The 16,449-nt window shown below is 35.5% G+C and carries 12 protein-coding genes and 1 pseudogene; 9 read left to right on the plus strand and 4 right to left on the minus strand.

Going from position 1 to position 16,449, the window contains the following annotated elements:
* Window positions 1-278: 278 nt before the first annotated feature.
* Window positions 279-1,580 (plus strand): NCS2 family permease, encoded by a 1,302-nt coding sequence (locus tag FHY45_RS00980; protein WP_066100075.1) that lies wholly within the window; start codon window positions 279-281, stop codon window positions 1,578-1,580.
* Window positions 1,581-1,713: 133 nt separating this feature from the next.
* Window positions 1,714-2,940: an aminopeptidase gene (locus FHY45_RS00985; protein WP_066100078.1), complete on the plus strand. Its 1,227-nt coding sequence runs from the start codon at window positions 1,714-1,716 to the stop codon at window positions 2,938-2,940.
* Between the two features lie 154 nt (window positions 2,941-3,094).
* Here FHY45_RS00985 and FHY45_RS00990 read toward each other — a convergent pair whose 3' ends face one another.
* Window positions 3,095-4,855: an ABC transporter ATP-binding protein gene (locus FHY45_RS00990; RefSeq protein WP_139891185.1), complete on the minus strand. Its 1,761-nt coding sequence runs from the start codon at window positions 4,853-4,855 to the stop codon at window positions 3,095-3,097.
* Window positions 4,856-5,165: 310 nt separating this feature from the next.
* On the opposite strand from FHY45_RS00990, the gene FHY45_RS00995 reads away from it, so the two are divergent.
* From FHY45_RS00995 to FHY45_RS01015, 4 genes and pseudogenes are all read left to right on the plus strand, one after another.
* Window positions 5,166-5,612, plus strand: a complete 447-nt coding sequence (locus FHY45_RS00995) for a MarR family winged helix-turn-helix transcriptional regulator (protein WP_066100083.1) — start codon at window positions 5,166-5,168, stop codon at window positions 5,610-5,612.
* Window positions 5,613-5,626: 14 nt separating this feature from the next.
* Window positions 5,627-7,357, plus strand: a complete 1,731-nt coding sequence (locus FHY45_RS01000) for an ABC transporter ATP-binding protein (RefSeq protein ID WP_139891186.1) — start codon at window positions 5,627-5,629, stop codon at window positions 7,355-7,357.
* Window positions 7,354-9,207 (plus strand): ABC transporter ATP-binding protein, encoded by a 1,854-nt coding sequence (locus FHY45_RS01005; RefSeq protein WP_139891187.1) that lies wholly within the window; start codon window positions 7,354-7,356, stop codon window positions 9,205-9,207. Before FHY45_RS01000 ends, FHY45_RS01005 begins: the two co-directional genes overlap by 4 nt.
* A gap of 284 nt (window positions 9,208-9,491) precedes the next feature.
* Window positions 9,492-9,950: pseudogene (locus tag FHY45_RS01015) on the plus strand (Na-translocating system protein MpsC family protein).
* Window positions 9,951-11,138: 1,188 nt separating this feature from the next.
* On the opposite strand, the gene hmpA reads toward FHY45_RS01015, so the two are convergent.
* A complete protein-coding gene (gene hmpA / locus FHY45_RS01020) occupies window positions 11,139-12,350 on the minus strand; it encodes an NO-inducible flavohemoprotein (RefSeq protein WP_066100099.1) in 1,212 nt (403 codons plus the stop codon).
* Window positions 12,351-12,516: 166 nt separating this feature from the next.
* Between hmpA and FHY45_RS01025 the strand changes: the two genes are divergently transcribed.
* A complete protein-coding gene (locus FHY45_RS01025) occupies window positions 12,517-12,969 on the plus strand; it encodes an RrF2 family transcriptional regulator (RefSeq protein ID WP_066100101.1) in 453 nt (150 codons plus the stop codon).
* 1,312 nt (window positions 12,970-14,281) lie between these two features.
* On the opposite strand, the gene FHY45_RS01030 is transcribed toward FHY45_RS01025, so the two are convergent.
* Entirely contained in the window at window positions 14,282-14,812 is a 531-nt protein-coding gene (locus tag FHY45_RS01030) for an NADPH-dependent FMN reductase (RefSeq protein WP_066100107.1), read from the minus strand.
* A 281-nt stretch (window positions 14,813-15,093) separates the two neighbouring features.
* Window positions 15,094-15,420 carry a GNAT family N-acetyltransferase gene (locus FHY45_RS01035; protein ID WP_077247930.1) on the minus strand — a complete coding sequence of 109 codons (327 nt, stop codon included), beginning with the start codon at window positions 15,418-15,420 and terminating at the stop codon, window positions 15,094-15,096.
* Window positions 15,421-15,671: 251 nt separating this feature from the next.
* Between FHY45_RS01035 and FHY45_RS21075 the strand changes: the two genes are divergently transcribed.
* Window positions 15,672-15,923, plus strand: coding sequence for a 2'-5' RNA ligase family protein (locus FHY45_RS21075; RefSeq protein ID WP_306821533.1), 252 nt, complete (start codon window positions 15,672-15,674; stop codon window positions 15,921-15,923).
* Window positions 15,924-15,942: 19 nt separating this feature from the next.
* A complete protein-coding gene (locus tag FHY45_RS21080; protein WP_306821534.1) occupies window positions 15,943-16,221 on the plus strand; it encodes a hypothetical protein in 279 nt (92 codons plus the stop codon).
* Window positions 16,222-16,449: the final 228 nt, after the last annotated feature.

Genomic DNA, 16,449 nt, shown 5'->3' on the forward strand with positions numbered 1-16,449 from the left:
GTAACATCAACCATTTACAAATCAAAGTCCTGAAATGTTGAAGCACTATTCATAATGACTTCTAATACTAACAATCAGTTTTAGTATGATAATGTTTTAAATATCAACCTCATAACTAGGATAAAGCCTCTCTTTAATCCTCATATTATAAGTAGTTATTGCAAATAATTAATATAATTATTAATTTGTGGTTGAAAAATAACCTAAAAGCGAATATTATATTAAATGTCGTCAAAAACGTTCGCTTTTTTAAAGGTGAATAGATGGAGGTATACGAATTGTTAGACAAATTTTTCTCAATTAGCCAAAACGGGTCTACTGTTAAAACGGAAGTTTTAGCTGGTATAACTACTTTCTTTACAATGGTGTACATTGTAATAGTTAACCCGGCAATCCTTTCCGCTTCAGGAATTCCCTTTAATCAGGTATTTATTGCTACCATTATCTCGGCAGTAATTGGTACTTTAATTATGGGCTTGTATGCAAAATACCCAATCGCCGTTGCGCCAGGTATGGGAATAAACGCTTACTTTACGAGTGTTGTTGCGACACAAGGACTTAGCTATCAAGTGGTTTTAGGCGCAGTATTTATCGCCGGACTTTTATTTATGTTATTAAGTTTTAGTAATTTACGTGAAAAGATCATTAATTCCATCCCTCTTTCTATTAAATATGGAATTACATCCGGTATTGGTTTATTCATAGCGTTTCTTGGTTTTAAACAAGCACAAATCTTTGTCGCAAACGAAAGCAATCTTGTTGGTTTAGGTGATTTAACTGCTCCTGTTCCATTATTAACAATTGCCGGTTTATTCATTACCCTTATTCTTATGGTAAGAAAAGTACCTGGTGCTTTGTTTATTGGAATGATTATTACAGCAATTATTGGCTATTTTACAGGCATGCTGGACATTACAGCCAAGCAATTACTCCCTTCACTTCCAGAAGGAATAGCATTTTTTGATTTAGATCTCGGTGGTGTATTCACTAACAGCTTATACGCCGTTGTATTTTCATTCCTACTCGTAACGATTTTTGACACAACAGGTACAATGGTGGCTGTATCCGAACAGGCCGGATTATTAAAAGACGGTAAGTTTCCTAGGGCAAAGCAAGCTTTCCTTGGTGATTCTATCGCTACTACTGTTGGTGCTGCTTTTGGTACAAGTCCTTCAACAGCATATGTAGAATCAAGTACAGGTGTTGCTGCCGGTGGTCGTACTGGTTTAACAGCAGTAGTTGTTGCTATATTGTTCAGCTTAGCATTATTCTTCTCACCATTTATTGGAGCCATCTCAAACTTAGCTTCCATTACAGCTCCTGTTTTAATTATTGTTGGGTGCTTTATGATGGAAGGTATATCAAAGATTAGATGGTCTGAGTTTGATGAAGCTTTTACAGCATTTGTTATTATCCTTGCGATGCCTTTAACTTCAAGTATCTCTACTGGAATCGCATTTGGATTTATTATTTATCCAATCTTGAAATTAGTTGGTGGCAAAGCGAAAGAAGTTCCACCTCTTGTTTACATCTTTGGTGTACTATTCCTTATTCAATTGGTCTTCTTAGGAGGACATTAATAAAAATGCTATATAGAGCTGGATTTCTTATAGATCCAGCTCTATATTTTTATCCAAATAAATTTTTGATATTTTCTGATATCTAGATGATATACTTTTATAGTAAATAATATTGTATGGGGAGGATTAATCCATGAATAATTTTGAAGAAAAATTAGATCGTTATGCTGACTTGACTGTTAAGAAAGCTGCTAATGTACAAAAGGATCAAATTGTATTCATCATATCCACTATTGAAACTGCACCATTTACACGTAAACTTGTTAAAAAAGCCTATGAAGCAGGTGCAAAGCAGGTTTTTGTGGAATGGAGTGATGAAGAAATTAACCGAACGAAATATTTGCTGGCACCTGACGAGGCATTTACTGAATTTCCTTCATGGATGGCTGCCTCCAGAAACGAAATGGTTGAAAGAGGTGCAACTTTTATAACGATTGTCTCTCAAGATCCGGACTTACTGAATGGGATCGACTCAAATCGGATCGCTAATTTTCAAAAGGCTGCAGGTAAGGCTCTCAATAATTTACGCGAAGCAATGCAGTCCAATAAGATCAGTTGGACAGTCGTTGCTGCTGCAGGTGAGGGTTGGTCCAAAAAAATATTCCCTGGACAAGAAAACAGCTTAGATTTACTTTGGGATGCCATCTTTTCTTCAGTCCGTGTTGATCAGGAAAATGTTATCCAAGCATGGGAGGAGCATCTTGATACATTAATCAGTAAAGCTGATTATTTAAATAACAAAAAATATAAATACATACACTATAAAGCACCTGGTACGGATTTAAGAATTGAACTTTCCGAGAAACATAAGTGGTGCGCAGCAGGAGCTAAAGACTCAACCGGCAAAGAATTCGTAGCCAATATGCCTACTGAAGAAGTATTTACGATTCCTTTAAAAAATGGAGTAAATGGCACGGTTTCAAGCACAAAACCGTTAGCTTATGGCGGCAATGTAATTGATGAATTTACGTTAACATTTGAAGAAGGAAGAATCGTAAATGCCGTGGCAAAAAAAGGAAATAAAATTTTAAATCATCTTATCAATGTTGATGAAGGAGCTAAATACCTGGGTGAAATTGCGCTGGTACCTCACCATTCACCGATCTCTGAATCAAATATCTTATTCTATAATACGTTATTTGATGAAAATGCTTCTAACCACCTCGCCATTGGAGCTGGATATCCATTTTGCCTCGAAGGTGGAGAAGAAATGAATATCGAACAATTGCATAAGTATGGGGTAAATATCAGCCAAGTGCATGAGGACTTTATGATTGGTTCAGCTGATATGGACATTGATGGAGAATTGCCTGATGGTACACGTGAGGCCATATTCCGAAATGGGAATTGGGCGTTTTGATTCTATTTACAGGTTTATAACCCTTAAATAATAGTAAAATTGCTTTTAAAAAAACCAAAACGCGCTTAGTAAAATATTTCTAAGCGAGTTTTGGTTTCGTTTAGCTAGTTGTTCATTCTTAAATATCAAAAAAAATTGTTATGCTTTGTGCAATTTATGCCTTCTCTTTTAAATTCTCATTAATTTTTAATTGCTGTGTTGCGAATTCATGGTAGAGCTTGTGAGTTTGCATTAATTCTTCATGTGTTCCTCTACCTGTAATTTCACCTTTTTCAATAAATAACAACTGATCGGCATTGACGACGGTTGATAATCGATGGGCAATAACGATTGTCGTCCTCCCTACCATTAGTTTATTTAATGCAGCCTGCACGATTTGTTCAGACTGGCTGTCTAAACTTGATGTGGCCTCGTCTAGCATTAGAATACTTGGATTTCTCAATAACGCTCTTGCTATCGCAATTCGTTGGCGCTGTCCTCCTGACAGCTTCAATCCCCTCTCCCCTACATCCGTTTGGAATCCTTCTGGAAGCTGCTGAATGAATTCAAGTGCATGAGCCATTTCAGCTGCTTGCTCCAGTTCAGCGGAGGTGACTTCCCTTTCCAAACCATAACATATATTATCCTGGATCGTACCTGCCAACAGCGGGCTTTCTTGAGATACATACCCAATATGCTTCCGCCACGATTGCAAATTGTATTCACCGATAGGAATTTCACCTATCCTGATTGATCCCTCACTTGGTTCGTAAAAGCGTTCAAGCAATTTAAACAGAGTCGTCTTCCCTCCACCGCTTGGTCCAACAATCGCTGTTACTTTTCCCGCTTCAATCTTTGCATTTAAATGACGAAGAATTAAAGACTCCTCTGCATATCCAAATGATAAATCATCGAGAACGATATCGACATTTGCTTTTACTAGTTCTTTCCCTTTGAGTAAATCCTCTTCTTTTTCATTCAGGATTTCAATTATTCTCATGGTTGCTCCCATCGAACGCTGCAATTGAGTAAAAAATGTCGTAATTTGCCCCATAGGCATAATAATTTGAAAAATGTAAAGAATAAAAGCTACAAGCGAACCTGCTGTAATAATTCCGCTCGCTACCTGCATACCGCCATACCCAATAATTCCTACTAGAGCAGCCATTAGCACTAATGTGATAATTGGTGAAACAAGAGACTGGGTCTTCGCTTCTTTTAAACCAAGAGCGAACAACCGGTTTACACCTGACATTCCCCTATTATATTCAATTTCTTCTGCATTGGATGCCTTGACTAAGCGGATTTCAGGTAGGACCTGATTTAATACCCCTGTAAATCTACCAGTTTCAGCTTGGGTCTCCTTCGAGATATTAAGCATAATTCGGCCAATTGGTATTAAAATCATGGCTGCTATTGGGAAAACAATAAATATTAACAGGGTTAATTTCCAGTTCATGATAAATAATATCGTTATAGACCCAATAACTGAAATCATTCCAGTAATAGCCCCAACTAAATGGGTAGTTATCAATTCTTTGACGACCATTGTGTCATTTGTTAATCTGCTAATCATTTCCCCTGAACCATATTTGTCAGAGTACGATACAGGCAGCTTAATCAACTTTTTCCATAATAAATCCCTCAAGCCTGCAATGATTTTTTGACCATTATATCCAAGTGCATAGGTCGCGTATGCACTTAAACCAGCTTGAGCAATAAACACCAATACAATTATGAGAATCTGACTTTTAGATAATGAAGACATACTGAAGCCGTCTACCAATTCCTTTGTTAACAATGGAATGAGCAACCCAATAAGGGTAGTAATAATACTCAGACCGAGTGCAAAACCAAGTCTTCCATATGAAGGGTTCGTTGCATGCAATAACCGAAAAAAGCGTTTATAACTCCCCTTCTGTTTTCTTTCTTTCATAAACTTTCTTCCTCCTGAGTTTAGCTTCTATATATAACGTTACCGAAGAACTGATATAAAGACAATCCTAATTATGTAAAACATTGGGATTTTAAGCTGAATTTAATATGTTTTATACATTATACATTTTTTCATTTCCTATTTCTTTTATTTAACAGACCTACAAAACCATCGTATTTAATTTGTCATATTTTACACTTTCTGAAACTGTATAGCTATATTGACTTGTATATATTATATAAATATAATTTTATTTGCTTTTAATTTGGTTACTTAACTATTAGGAAGACTTTGTTTTAGAGGTGGAGGTATGACAGTTAACAAAGACCGATCAGTTGAAAAATTGATCAGGGCTTTTACACAGTTTGACAAATTGGATTGGGAAAAGAAAACAATAAAAGGATATAAACCAAGTGAAATAAGAGTTTTGACATGTATCAAAGAAAAAACTCAACATATTACCGAGATTAAGGTATCCGAGATCAGCAAGCAGTTAAATGTTAAAATGCCATCTGTTACCCCCATTTTAAATAAGCTGGAACAGCATAACCTAATTACCCGCAGAATTGATAAAAATGATCGCAGGGTGGTACTGGTTACATTAACATGTGAGGGAGATTCTGTAGCAGATGCAGCACTTGCTAAATTACATCAAACTTTTACCCTTCTAGAGGAATATATCGGATTAGATGATAGTAAGGAACTCACCCGATTATTAACCAAAGTGTATGAGTTTTTTAATGAAAATCAGTATTAAGGAGTTGTTAATTTTTGAGGAAATTGTTTCGCTATTTAGCACCGTATAAATTACCGATTGTTTTTATATTCGCATTGGTATTTATACAGTCATTATCAGAATTATTCTTACCCACATTGATGTCTGACATCATCGACAAAGGTGTCATTAATCAGAACATACCATACATATGGAAAATTGGCGGATTTATGCTTTTGGTTGCTGCAGTTGGTACGCTTTGCTCTATTACGGCAAGTTACTTCAGCGCCAAAGTATCCATGTCATTTGGCAAAAATCTTCGCTCCAGAGTATTCTCCCATGTTGAGAATTTTTCACTTCATGAATTTGAACAAGTTGGTACTGCTTCCTTAATTACAAGAACAACCAATGATATAACACAGGTACAATTGGTCCTTAACATGATCCTTAGAATGATGATAATGGCACCTTTAATGGCTATTGGTGGCATTATTATGGCCTTTTCAAAAGATCCCGAACTATCCTGGGTTATCATCCTTGCGATTCCGGTCTTAGTGGGCGTTATTCTTTTTGTCATCTGGAAAGGCGTCCCTCTATTTAAACTGGTTCAACGCAGATTGGATGCTGTAAACCGTGTCATTCGCGAAAATTTGACTGGTGTCCGTGTCATTCGTTCCTTTAATCGGATCAATTTTGAAAAGGAACGTTTTAAGAAGGCCAACAAAGACTTAAGAGACACTACTATCAAAGTGAATAAATTAATGGCTACACTTATGCCGCTCATGATGCTGATTATGAACTATACAACCATTGCGGTTGTTTGGTTTGGTGCAATCAGGATTGATCATGGAGATATGCAGGTCGGTGATTTAATGGCCTTTATTCAATATGCCATGCAAATTATGTTCTCCATGGTTATGCTTTCCATGATGTTTGTCATGATTCCTCGTGCTTCTGCTTCCGCAGCTCGTATTAATGAAGTATTGGCGATTAAGCCCACTATTAAAGATGAGCCAATTAAACATGAAGCTAAACCAACTAAAACTGGCTACCTGGAATTTAAGAATGTTACATTCAGCTATCCAGGTGCCGAAGAACCTGCCTTAAAAGGCCTTTCATTTAGCGCTGGTCCTGGTGAGGTTACAGCCATTATCGGCGGAACTGGTTCTGGGAAATCAACATTATTAAAGCTGATTCCTCGTTTTTATGAACCGACTGAAGGCAGTATTTATCTTAATGGAATCAATATTAAGGAACTGGAATTAGTGGATTTACGTAACCGAATTGGTCTAGTTCCTCAGAAAGCTGTTTTATTCACCGGTACCGTAAAGGAAAATATCCTCTACGGAAATGAGAATGCCAGTGATGAGGAAGTCATCCATGCTGCAAAAGTCGCACAAGCCTATGATTTTGTTTCTAATATGAAGGAAGGCTTTGACTCTCCTATTTCTCAGGGCGGTACAAATATTTCCGGAGGACAAAAGCAACGTCTGTCCATTGCGAGAGCCTTGGTTCGAAAACCGGAAATCTATATGTTTGATGACAGCTTTTCTGCACTGGATTTCAAAACGGACGCTAAGCTGCGGAATGCTTTAAAAAGTGAAACCACGGAAGGAACGGTTTTATTGGTTGCCCAACGTGTATCTACGGTTATGGATGCCGATCGTATCATTGTATTGGATGAAGGAAATGTTATGGGAATTGGTACACATGAAGAATTACTAAAATCATGTGATACCTATCAAGAAATTGTGAAGTCACAGCTTTCTGAGGAGGAGATTGCATGAGCAGAATGACAAGAAGACAATCAAATCCGGGATTTGGTCCTCCAGGTGGTCCAGGAGCACCGATACAAAAAGCAAAAGATTTTAAGGGTACGTTAAAACGATTAATTCGTTATTTAGCACCTTATAAATTTCGCCTTTTAACTGTATTGCTGGCTGCAATCCTCAGTACGGTTTTCACCATTGTCGGCCCAAAAGTATTAGGTAAAGCGACAACCAAAATATTTGAAGGCATTATGGAAAAAATGTCAGGTATTCCTGGCGCAGGCATCGATTTTGAGTATATCATTCGAATTCTCTTCCTACTCGGCGCCTTATATTTGTTTAGCTCAATCTTCGCCTTTATCCAGCAATATATTATGGCAAGCGTTGCTCAAAATACGGTATTTACATTAAGAGAAGAAGCTGAAGCTAAGGTATCTCGGCTGCCTTTAAAGTATTTTGATGGAACAACTACAGGTGAAACTTTAAGCCGGATTGTGAATGATATTGATAATATCAGCACTACCTTACAACAAAGCTTAACACAGCTTATTACCAGTGTAGTAACGATTATTGGTGTTATTATTATGATGCTGTCGATCAGCCCGGTTATGACAGGAATTCTTCTTTTAACATTACCTTTAAGCGGAGTAGTCGCTGTATTTGTAGCCAAAAAATCTCAAACCTACTTTGCTGGCCAACAAAAATCACTTGGAAATTTAAGTGGCCATGTTGAAGAAATCTATACTGGACATGAGGTCGTGAAAGCCTTTGGCCAAGAGGAAAAAGCTTTGGAAGAGTTTGAGGCAATAAATGAAAAATTATACGAATCATCCTGGAAAGCACAGTTTATTTCAGGTGTAATTATGCCCTTCATGCAATTTATCGGAAACATCGGATATGTACTCATATGTGTAGTTGGCGGTATTTTTGTTACAAACGGAAGAATAACAGTTGGTGATATACAGGCTTTTATACAATATGCACGCCAATTCACACAACCGATTACTCAAACGGCGAATATCGCTAACATTATTCAATCTACTGTTGCTTCTGCAGAACGTGTATTTGAACTGCTAGATGAGGAGGAGGAGGAAGCAGAAACAACGAATCCACAAATGATTTCTCATCCAAAAGGACATGTGGTTTTTGATCATGTTGCATTCGGATATAAGCAGGATCAGCTATTGATTGAAGATATGAATCTTGATGTCAAACCAGGGCAAAAAGTAGCCATAGTAGGTCCGACCGGTGCAGGTAAAACAACAATGATTAACCTGTTAATGCGTTTTTATGAATTAAATGGCGGAAGCATAAAAATTGATGGTGTCGATATTAAAGAAATGAAACGCGGAGATCTCCATGGATTATTCGGTATGGTTCTTCAGGATACATGGCTCTTTAATGGTACCATTGCAGATAATATTGGCTATGGTCGTGAAGGTGCCACTCGTGAAGAAATTATTGAAGCAGCCCAAGCAGCTCATGCCGATCATTTTATTCGTACATTGCCAGAAGGATATGAAACTGAATTAAATGAAGAAGCATCCAATATATCACAGGGTCAAAAACAATTGCTTACAATAGCTCGTGCCATTTTAGCAAACCCTTCTATTCTAATCTTGGATGAAGCAACAAGCAGTGTTGATACAAGAACTGAAATCTTTATTCAGAAAGCGATGAATCGCTTAATGGAAAATCGTACAAGCTTTGTGATCGCTCACCGTTTATCCACGATTAAAGATGCAGATTTAATTCTAGTAATGAATAAAGGAACCGTCATTGAACAAGGTACTCATGATGAGTTGCTGAGACAAAATGGTTTCTATGCGGATCTTTATAACAGCCAGTTTGCAGATGAAGCCGTATAAAACAAATGTGCCGGGAAGAAAACTTCCCGGCACATTTGATAATATTAAATATTATTTCCGCAGCGCCAAAGTTTGACCAATCACCCCTCTCATGTCCTAATCGTTTCTAGATGTTTTCGTTGACTTTAATCTTTTAATTCAGACTAAAATCCCCTGTAATAAGTCTTTGTCTGATGTTTCAAAAAAATTACTTAGGGATAAATGATAAGAAAGTCACAAAGCCTGAGGTGTATGATATGGAAATAACAAAAGCCGAAAAAGACATTAGCAGTTATATAGGAAGAATGCTAAGAGAAACCTTCGGACGGGGCCCCAGCCACGTTATTTGTACGTTATCGTCTCCTACTCTTGCTGTGCATCTTGCCGATTTCCTTTCCCCTATGGAGAAATCCTTATTGGCTAATTAAGATGGTGAAGTTTACGTGCAAAAGAACCGGGACCTTCTCATGGAAACCATAATCAAAGACATCACCTCCTATATTGAAGCAGCATTAGGAACAAAAGTTGATGAATTCTTTTATGATTGGAATTTGCAAACTTCGACTGGCATGTTTATTATTACGCTATCAAAAACAGCAACGAGCATCAGTGATTATAGAAATAGAGAGAAAGTCGAACGAGAATTAGCGAAGGTTACCAAGCTTGCTCAAAAAGAACCAGTGGAAATCTATTCAACTATGCTCAATAAGCGGCAGCTGATGATTGTCCGAAAAGGTATAATGGTTCCGACGAAAAGGAATTGATCAAGTTCGGCTTTACTGAACAATTAACGATCGCGAAGCGGGATTTGGAGAAACGTTTGATAATAGAGCATAAAAGAAACTTCGAGAACTATTTAAACACCAAAATAATCGATAAATTTACTTTTTGGAATTTCGAGAAAGATACTAGCTATATTATTTTCATTTTGCAAAGTTGATTGGTTGATTGACAATAACCCCCATCTGCGATAAAGTTATCTGTAACATCTTAATAAAATAACTGATAGCAATGAGTGGGCATAGAACCATACATAAGTCAGGAAAGGATTAATAAATTTGTCCTTTTCTGGCTTTTTTTATGAATAAATTCAAAAAAACAGGGGATGATTACCTATAAATATGGAAGATTGTATACTAATAAAGAAGGAACTATTAGACAGATTAGATTCGTTTAAGAAACAGAAATTATTAGGCAGCCACATAATTAAACGGATGGAAATGGAACATTATATAGAAAATGTTGCAAGCTCTTTATCAATTAATTATAAAAAAGAGTCAAATTCGACTAACACTGTTTATTATTTCTGTATCAATGAGAGTCAATTACAATTGAAATTCTTGTTTCGCTACGGTACATATTATACACGACACCAAATTATTAACCGATATGAATAGAGACTGATTTTATCGGGTGATCCTTTTATTAAGTATACTGACTATCTAGCCATTCAATCAGCTACCTTTATGAAATGTCAATGCAAACATATGAAATGTACATATAGACTAAAAGAAACCTGGTTTTTGTGTACAGCTGCAGATTAATCATTTAGGGTTAACCAGCTGAGATAGTTGTGTCTCTGAACATACCGATTTAAGGCAAGAAGTATTAGATTAATCCTTAGGCACTTCATTTGAATGTCTTTCACTAAACAAATGACGGTAATTAATACCTGATCAACAAACGCACTAAAGGTGCTTGAGGAATTCTTCTTATTGTTTTTTATAATCTTTATCTCTGTATATTCCTTTACCATCCTCCCCTCTTTTAATCTATTAAACCAATCAATTCAGCGCACACTTTTAGTAATGTTTGGGATCGTTATAGAATAATAAAATCATGGTGAGTTACGGAGACAAAACATATTCTCTGCTGATTTTCACAACAAAGAGTTTAACAGACGAGGAATTTATAAAAAATATGCCAGGAATAAACTTCCCAGCATGTTTTTTTCACACTTTTTCTGTTACTGTTTCGATTTTCATGGAAGGTCCAAAAAATTCAAACCGTACTTTTTCTTGCGGTACGCCTAGTTTATAAAGCATTTGAATGACACCTTGCATAAATTCGACTGGCCCACAAACATAGAAAATTCCATTCTGATCTAATTGCCTCAATACCTCTTCATTGATTCTGCCTATTTTATAATTCTCCTCGATTACATCAGCTTCTTCATTATAAAAGTTGATTGTCATATCATGCATTTGCCTGTTTAACATGGAGAGCTCATCAGCAAATGCTTGAAGCTTCCTGTTTTTAAACGCGTGTATCAAAGTAATTTTTCTTAATGATTCCTGTTTATAAAGTGTATTCAACATACTAATAAATGGCGTTATCCCTACTCCGGCAGCTATAAAGGTAATTGGCTCGGTGTCCTCTTCTAAAGTAAAATCTCCCGCTGGTACCGTTAGTTGTACTATATCACCCGTACAAACTTCCTTATGCAGGTAATTAGATACTTTACCATCAGGATTGTCATGCATACTTTCACTTTTTACAGAAATTCGATAGTATTCACCATTGGATACATTCGTTAAGCTATATTGGCGATTCATCATAAACTGTTCTCCTGGAATTTGAACCCGAACAGTTATATATTGGCCCGGTTCAAATTCGGGTATTGCCAGCCCATCGGTTGGTTTTAAATAGAAGGAAGTAATACCGTCACTTTCCCTCACTTTCTTTATGACTTCAAATTCTCGATAGTCTCTCCAACCACCAACCTTATTTTCCGCTTCTTCATACATTTCACGTTCAACCCCTATGAAGATATCAGCGATTGCCCCATAGGCCTCTTCCCACGCTTTTAAAATATCATCTGTAGCCGCATCACCTAATACTTTTTTAATAGCCAACAATAAATATTTTCCTACAATCGGATAATGCTCAGGTTTAATCATTAAACTACGGTGTTTATGTGCAATTTGTTTTACAACCGGCAGAAGCACTTCCAATTGATCGATATAATAGGCCGCAGCTGTTACCGTATTTGCTAATGCAGTCTGCTGTCTGCCTCTTTTTTGATTTGCATGATTAAAAATATTCAAAAGCTCAGGATGTGCTTCAAACATCGTTTTATAAAATACCGTAGTTATTTCCTTACCCCTTGTTTCCAATATTGGTGCAGTTGATTTCACAATTTCGATTGTTTGAGTAGACAACATATAAAAATCCCCTTTTAAAGATGTATTTGAAATACATCTTTAATTTTACTCTATTGGAAAGTAAAAGCAATATTTCAGATACATCTTTTCTGTGAACTTTCTTTGGAAGCCTATTTATGTATGGTAGTATTAAAGATGAGTAGATAATCTGAAGCGGGGCGTGACTATGCGATTAACAAATTTCAGTGACTATTCCATCAGGGTGCTTATGTACTTGGCAAGTCATCCCGATCGATTAGTAAATATAAAAGAAATTGCTGATGCCTATGGCATATCCAAAAATCATTTAATGAAAATTATATACCAGCTGGGCAAGTTAGGTTATATAGAAACAATACGTGGGCGTAATGGCGGCATGAGACTGGCAATGAAACCTCATGAAATCAATATCGGGGGTTTAGTAAGAAAAACTGAAGAAGATTTTAACATAGTTGAGTGTTTTTCTGATCATAATACATGTCCCATCTCTCCTGTTTGTACGTTGAGAGGTATTTTAAATAAAGCATTGTATGCTTTTTTAAACGTATTAGATGGCTATACACTCGCAGATATATCTCAAAACAAAGAAGTGTTAGCTCAATTTCTAGGAGCTTATTCCGAAGTAAACAATGATTCGTAAAATCCACTTTAGAAATAACATTTATGATACAAATCTATTTAAAAGGCAGTGCGGCAGTCATTTATGGCCTGTTGCACTGCCTTTTTAGACAAATTATATTTACGTACCACATTAAATCGTTGAAGAGAACCGTCCTATATTAAATCTTCATTCTTCTATCATCTAAATTCCAATAATCATAATCGTTCGCTGTGAGAGTATTATAGATAAGCAAATAAAAAAACGAGGCTGGGAAATAACTTGAAAACAATCCTGTAGACGAACGATATCTAAATTAATCTTACTAGACTTTGTTGCTTATTAAAGAGTTAAGTTTGAGAAAAAAGTCTGTTCCATTGGGCGCTTCCTCGGCTGAGCCTGCTGGGTCTTAAGCCTCCTCTACTTCCCAAGGAGTCGAGTGGCTTCCGTTCCATTCCACTTGATATGAATAATCGTATGCAGAATGAACCTTTCTATTGAAGACAATTAAAACGCAACCTAGCCGGCGAATATCCAATTGAAATATCACCTAATAGTTTGGGTTTATCATTAACTGAAATACTTGTCCCAGCCTCGCCTCTCTTTAAAAGGCAGTAAGTTTTTCTCTTTGATATCATGGTCTATTTTAGACCATTTATCATTACCTGAAGCTTTTTTGAATGTCATTCTATGCGAAGGTTGGAACCTACGAAAGGAAATTCGTCGTGATACAATTTTTACTATAAACAATCTCGGTCTAATTCTAAATAGGATTCTACCTTTAACAGGAACTTGATACTAACCATTAGTCTTAAGGGTTATAATTTACATAATATTTTGAATGTGGAAAAATTTTAACGGTGAATTAACAGAATCTTTTGTGATATTATTTAAATATAACATCATGAGGAAAGAAGGTGATATAGTGTGCGCTCAAAAAAAATATAATGAATTATTAAATGAATTGAGAAAAAATTATCAAATGTACTATGATAACCGGTCCATATCACACAAAGATTTTTATAAACGACGCGTACATTTAATTATGAAACTTCGTACATTGGATATCAATGAAGATAAATCATTAATAAGCGATATTTCAAACTATTCATCTGATTTTAATAAACACAATTAACCCTTTCATATAAATTGAATGAAAAAGAGATTGAGCAGTTTAAAAATCAATTCAATCTCTTCATCCAATTCTCTGTAGGAAGAAAATCTCTTACTTTTTTATGTCTTAGTAAGTCGTCTACTCCTATCTTTATCTTGAATGCTCTATATTCTATTGAAATGCTAGGAATGCAGATACCATTTTTCTCATTCACATTTAGTTAGAGGATCTGATAAAATTTTAGTGAATCTCCTTTAAATCAATAACTTCCTGAGCCAATGCTTGGATCCTATTATTCTCCTCTTCATTTACAATTTTATTGCCAGGTCCAAAGCAGCTTGTATGTAAAAATACATTATTAAATGGTATTATCGCTTTGAAATAAGATAATATCGGTTTTAATTGGTACTCAGTTACTAAAAAGTGTTTTTCAGATCCTCCATTCGTAACAATTCCTACCACTTTTCCTTTAAAACAATCCGGAGCTAAATGATCAAATAGATTTTTTAGAACACCCGGTATCGACGCCTGATAAATGGGTGTACCAATTATTATAATATCCGCATCGTTTAGTTTATTGACTACCGTTCGGGTATCCTGATTATAGGATGAAAAAGGAATGCCTCTTACAAATTCCACATTATAATTTCTAAGATCTATTAATTCTGTATCTAATTGATTATCTATTTTGTTTACAGCTGCCAATACCTCTTCCACTGATTTAGGTGTTTTTTCACCAATTATGGAACCTGATAATCCTATTACTTTCATTACCTATTCACACTCCCACTCCATGCATCGCCATATTTTGTTATTTCTATACTTTTATCATACTTTTTGGAGGACGGAATATCTACTATTTCTGCTTTTCGTAAAAATCTGTATTCGAAATAACAAATCATTAACATAAAGGGGTGAAAGCCTCTTTAATGTCAGCAAAACAAGAAGTACCTCGGCCCAAACAGATTTTGTATATCCATATTTTAAAAACAAAAATCCTTACTTTTGCAAATAAGGAAGTGAAATAGGTGTGTACATTTTAGATTATTGGATTACATTAAAACATCCTGATATTCTTTTTTATTTTCAAGCATCATTTTTGCAAATGGACAAACGGGCTTAATATATTTATTTTCATTTCTTGCATGCAATACTACACGGTTTACTAATGCCTTGCCCAAACCTTTCCCCCTGTAGCTATTTGCAACTAATGTATGATTAATGATGATACTCCCTTGTTCAGATACCTCTTGCTCATCTGCCACAAATTCTATCTGAGCAACAATATTACCGCCAATTGCTATATAAAAATCGTTACTACAGCCAGGCACAATAACCCTCTCCCATCTTTTATTATTTATGACATCTGTAAAGTATATGAATAGACTGGTTGATTATCGGTATATAACATTTTAGAAGCTAATCCTCATAAGGACTATTGAAGATATAATTGAATACAAATTTTATATTAAAGTCTTAAACTTCGAGACAGTTAAAGTTTCTTTGTCTCATTAAAAGTATATGAATAGCATCTTTTTTATGGCTGTTGTTTTTCACGTAATAATTCCATTTGCATGTTCGGAATTTTCTGTTAAAATAATTAAAACTGAAAATAAGGGTGTAAAGAAGAATGAATTTGGAGTATTTTATAGGGATTGTTCCACCTGAAGAATATTTGGAACGTATTGAGCATTTTCAAAGTAAATGGATTAAACAATCGGGTGTAGAACCACACATAACATTGAAAGCACAAGGAGGACTAACTCCAGATAAACAATGGATTGATAAGGTACAAACCGTATGCGATACCTTCAAACCTTTTCAAGTATCATTAGATAAGCCCAACTATTTTGGAGATAGCGTTTTATATTTGAGGTGTTAACTCAACTAACTTACACAAATTGCATCAAAAAATCATTAATGAGATTTCACCGTCAGAAGACTTAATAAAACAGTATTTTGAACTTGATGCCTTTGTACCTCACTTAACTCTGGGGAAAGAAAAATACGGTGGAAATATTTCTACTGGGCTCTCTAAAAAAGAACTAATAGAAATGGAAAAAATAGCAGATAGAGAGTTGAAACCGTACCCTAATTTTACAGTAGATTTTATTAGAATATATGAACTGAACATTGAAAAGCAAAGATATGAAAAATATTTAGATATCTCTTTAAGGTGATCACACATATCAAGGTCTTTTTATGCATTTCTCAACATTCCAACTGTTTTATAATTAGATTTTTTTGAAATAAACATTTGTTCCACGCGTTTATTAAATCCTAAATCTTTTCCTGATTCAAGCCAATGGAACCAATAGAGATAATTTCCAATATTATCCTTAAATCAATTATACCCATTTATACAGGGCACAAACTATACAAAACAGCCTTATTATTAATAAAATCCA

It is taken from the genome of Bacillus sp. D386, assembly GCF_006346415.1.

What these genes read in the sequence shown, in the direction of transcription:
- FHY45_RS00985 (WP_066100078.1), top strand. Translation starts at nt 1,714, where the DNA reads ATGAATAATTTTGAAGAAAAATTAGATCGTTATGCTGACTTGACTGTT.
- FHY45_RS00990 (WP_139891185.1), bottom strand. Translation starts at nt 4,855, where the DNA reads ATGAAAGAAAGAAAACAGAAGGGGAGTTATAAACGCTTTTTTCGGTTA.
- FHY45_RS00995 (WP_066100083.1), top strand. Translation starts at nt 5,166, where the DNA reads ATGACAGTTAACAAAGACCGATCAGTTGAAAAATTGATCAGGGCTTTT.
- FHY45_RS01005 (WP_139891187.1), top strand. Translation starts at nt 7,354, where the DNA reads ATGAGCAGAATGACAAGAAGACAATCAAATCCGGGATTTGGTCCTCCA.
- hmpA (WP_066100099.1), bottom strand. Translation starts at nt 12,350, where the DNA reads ATGTTGTCTACTCAAACAATCGAAATTGTGAAATCAACTGCACCAATA.
- FHY45_RS01025 (WP_066100101.1), top strand. Translation starts at nt 12,517, where the DNA reads ATGCGATTAACAAATTTCAGTGACTATTCCATCAGGGTGCTTATGTAC.
- FHY45_RS01030 (WP_066100107.1), bottom strand. Translation starts at nt 14,812, where the DNA reads ATGAAAGTAATAGGATTATCAGGTTCCATAATTGGTGAAAAAACACCT.
- FHY45_RS21075 (WP_306821533.1), top strand. Translation starts at nt 15,672, where the DNA reads ATGAATTTGGAGTATTTTATAGGGATTGTTCCACCTGAAGAATATTTG.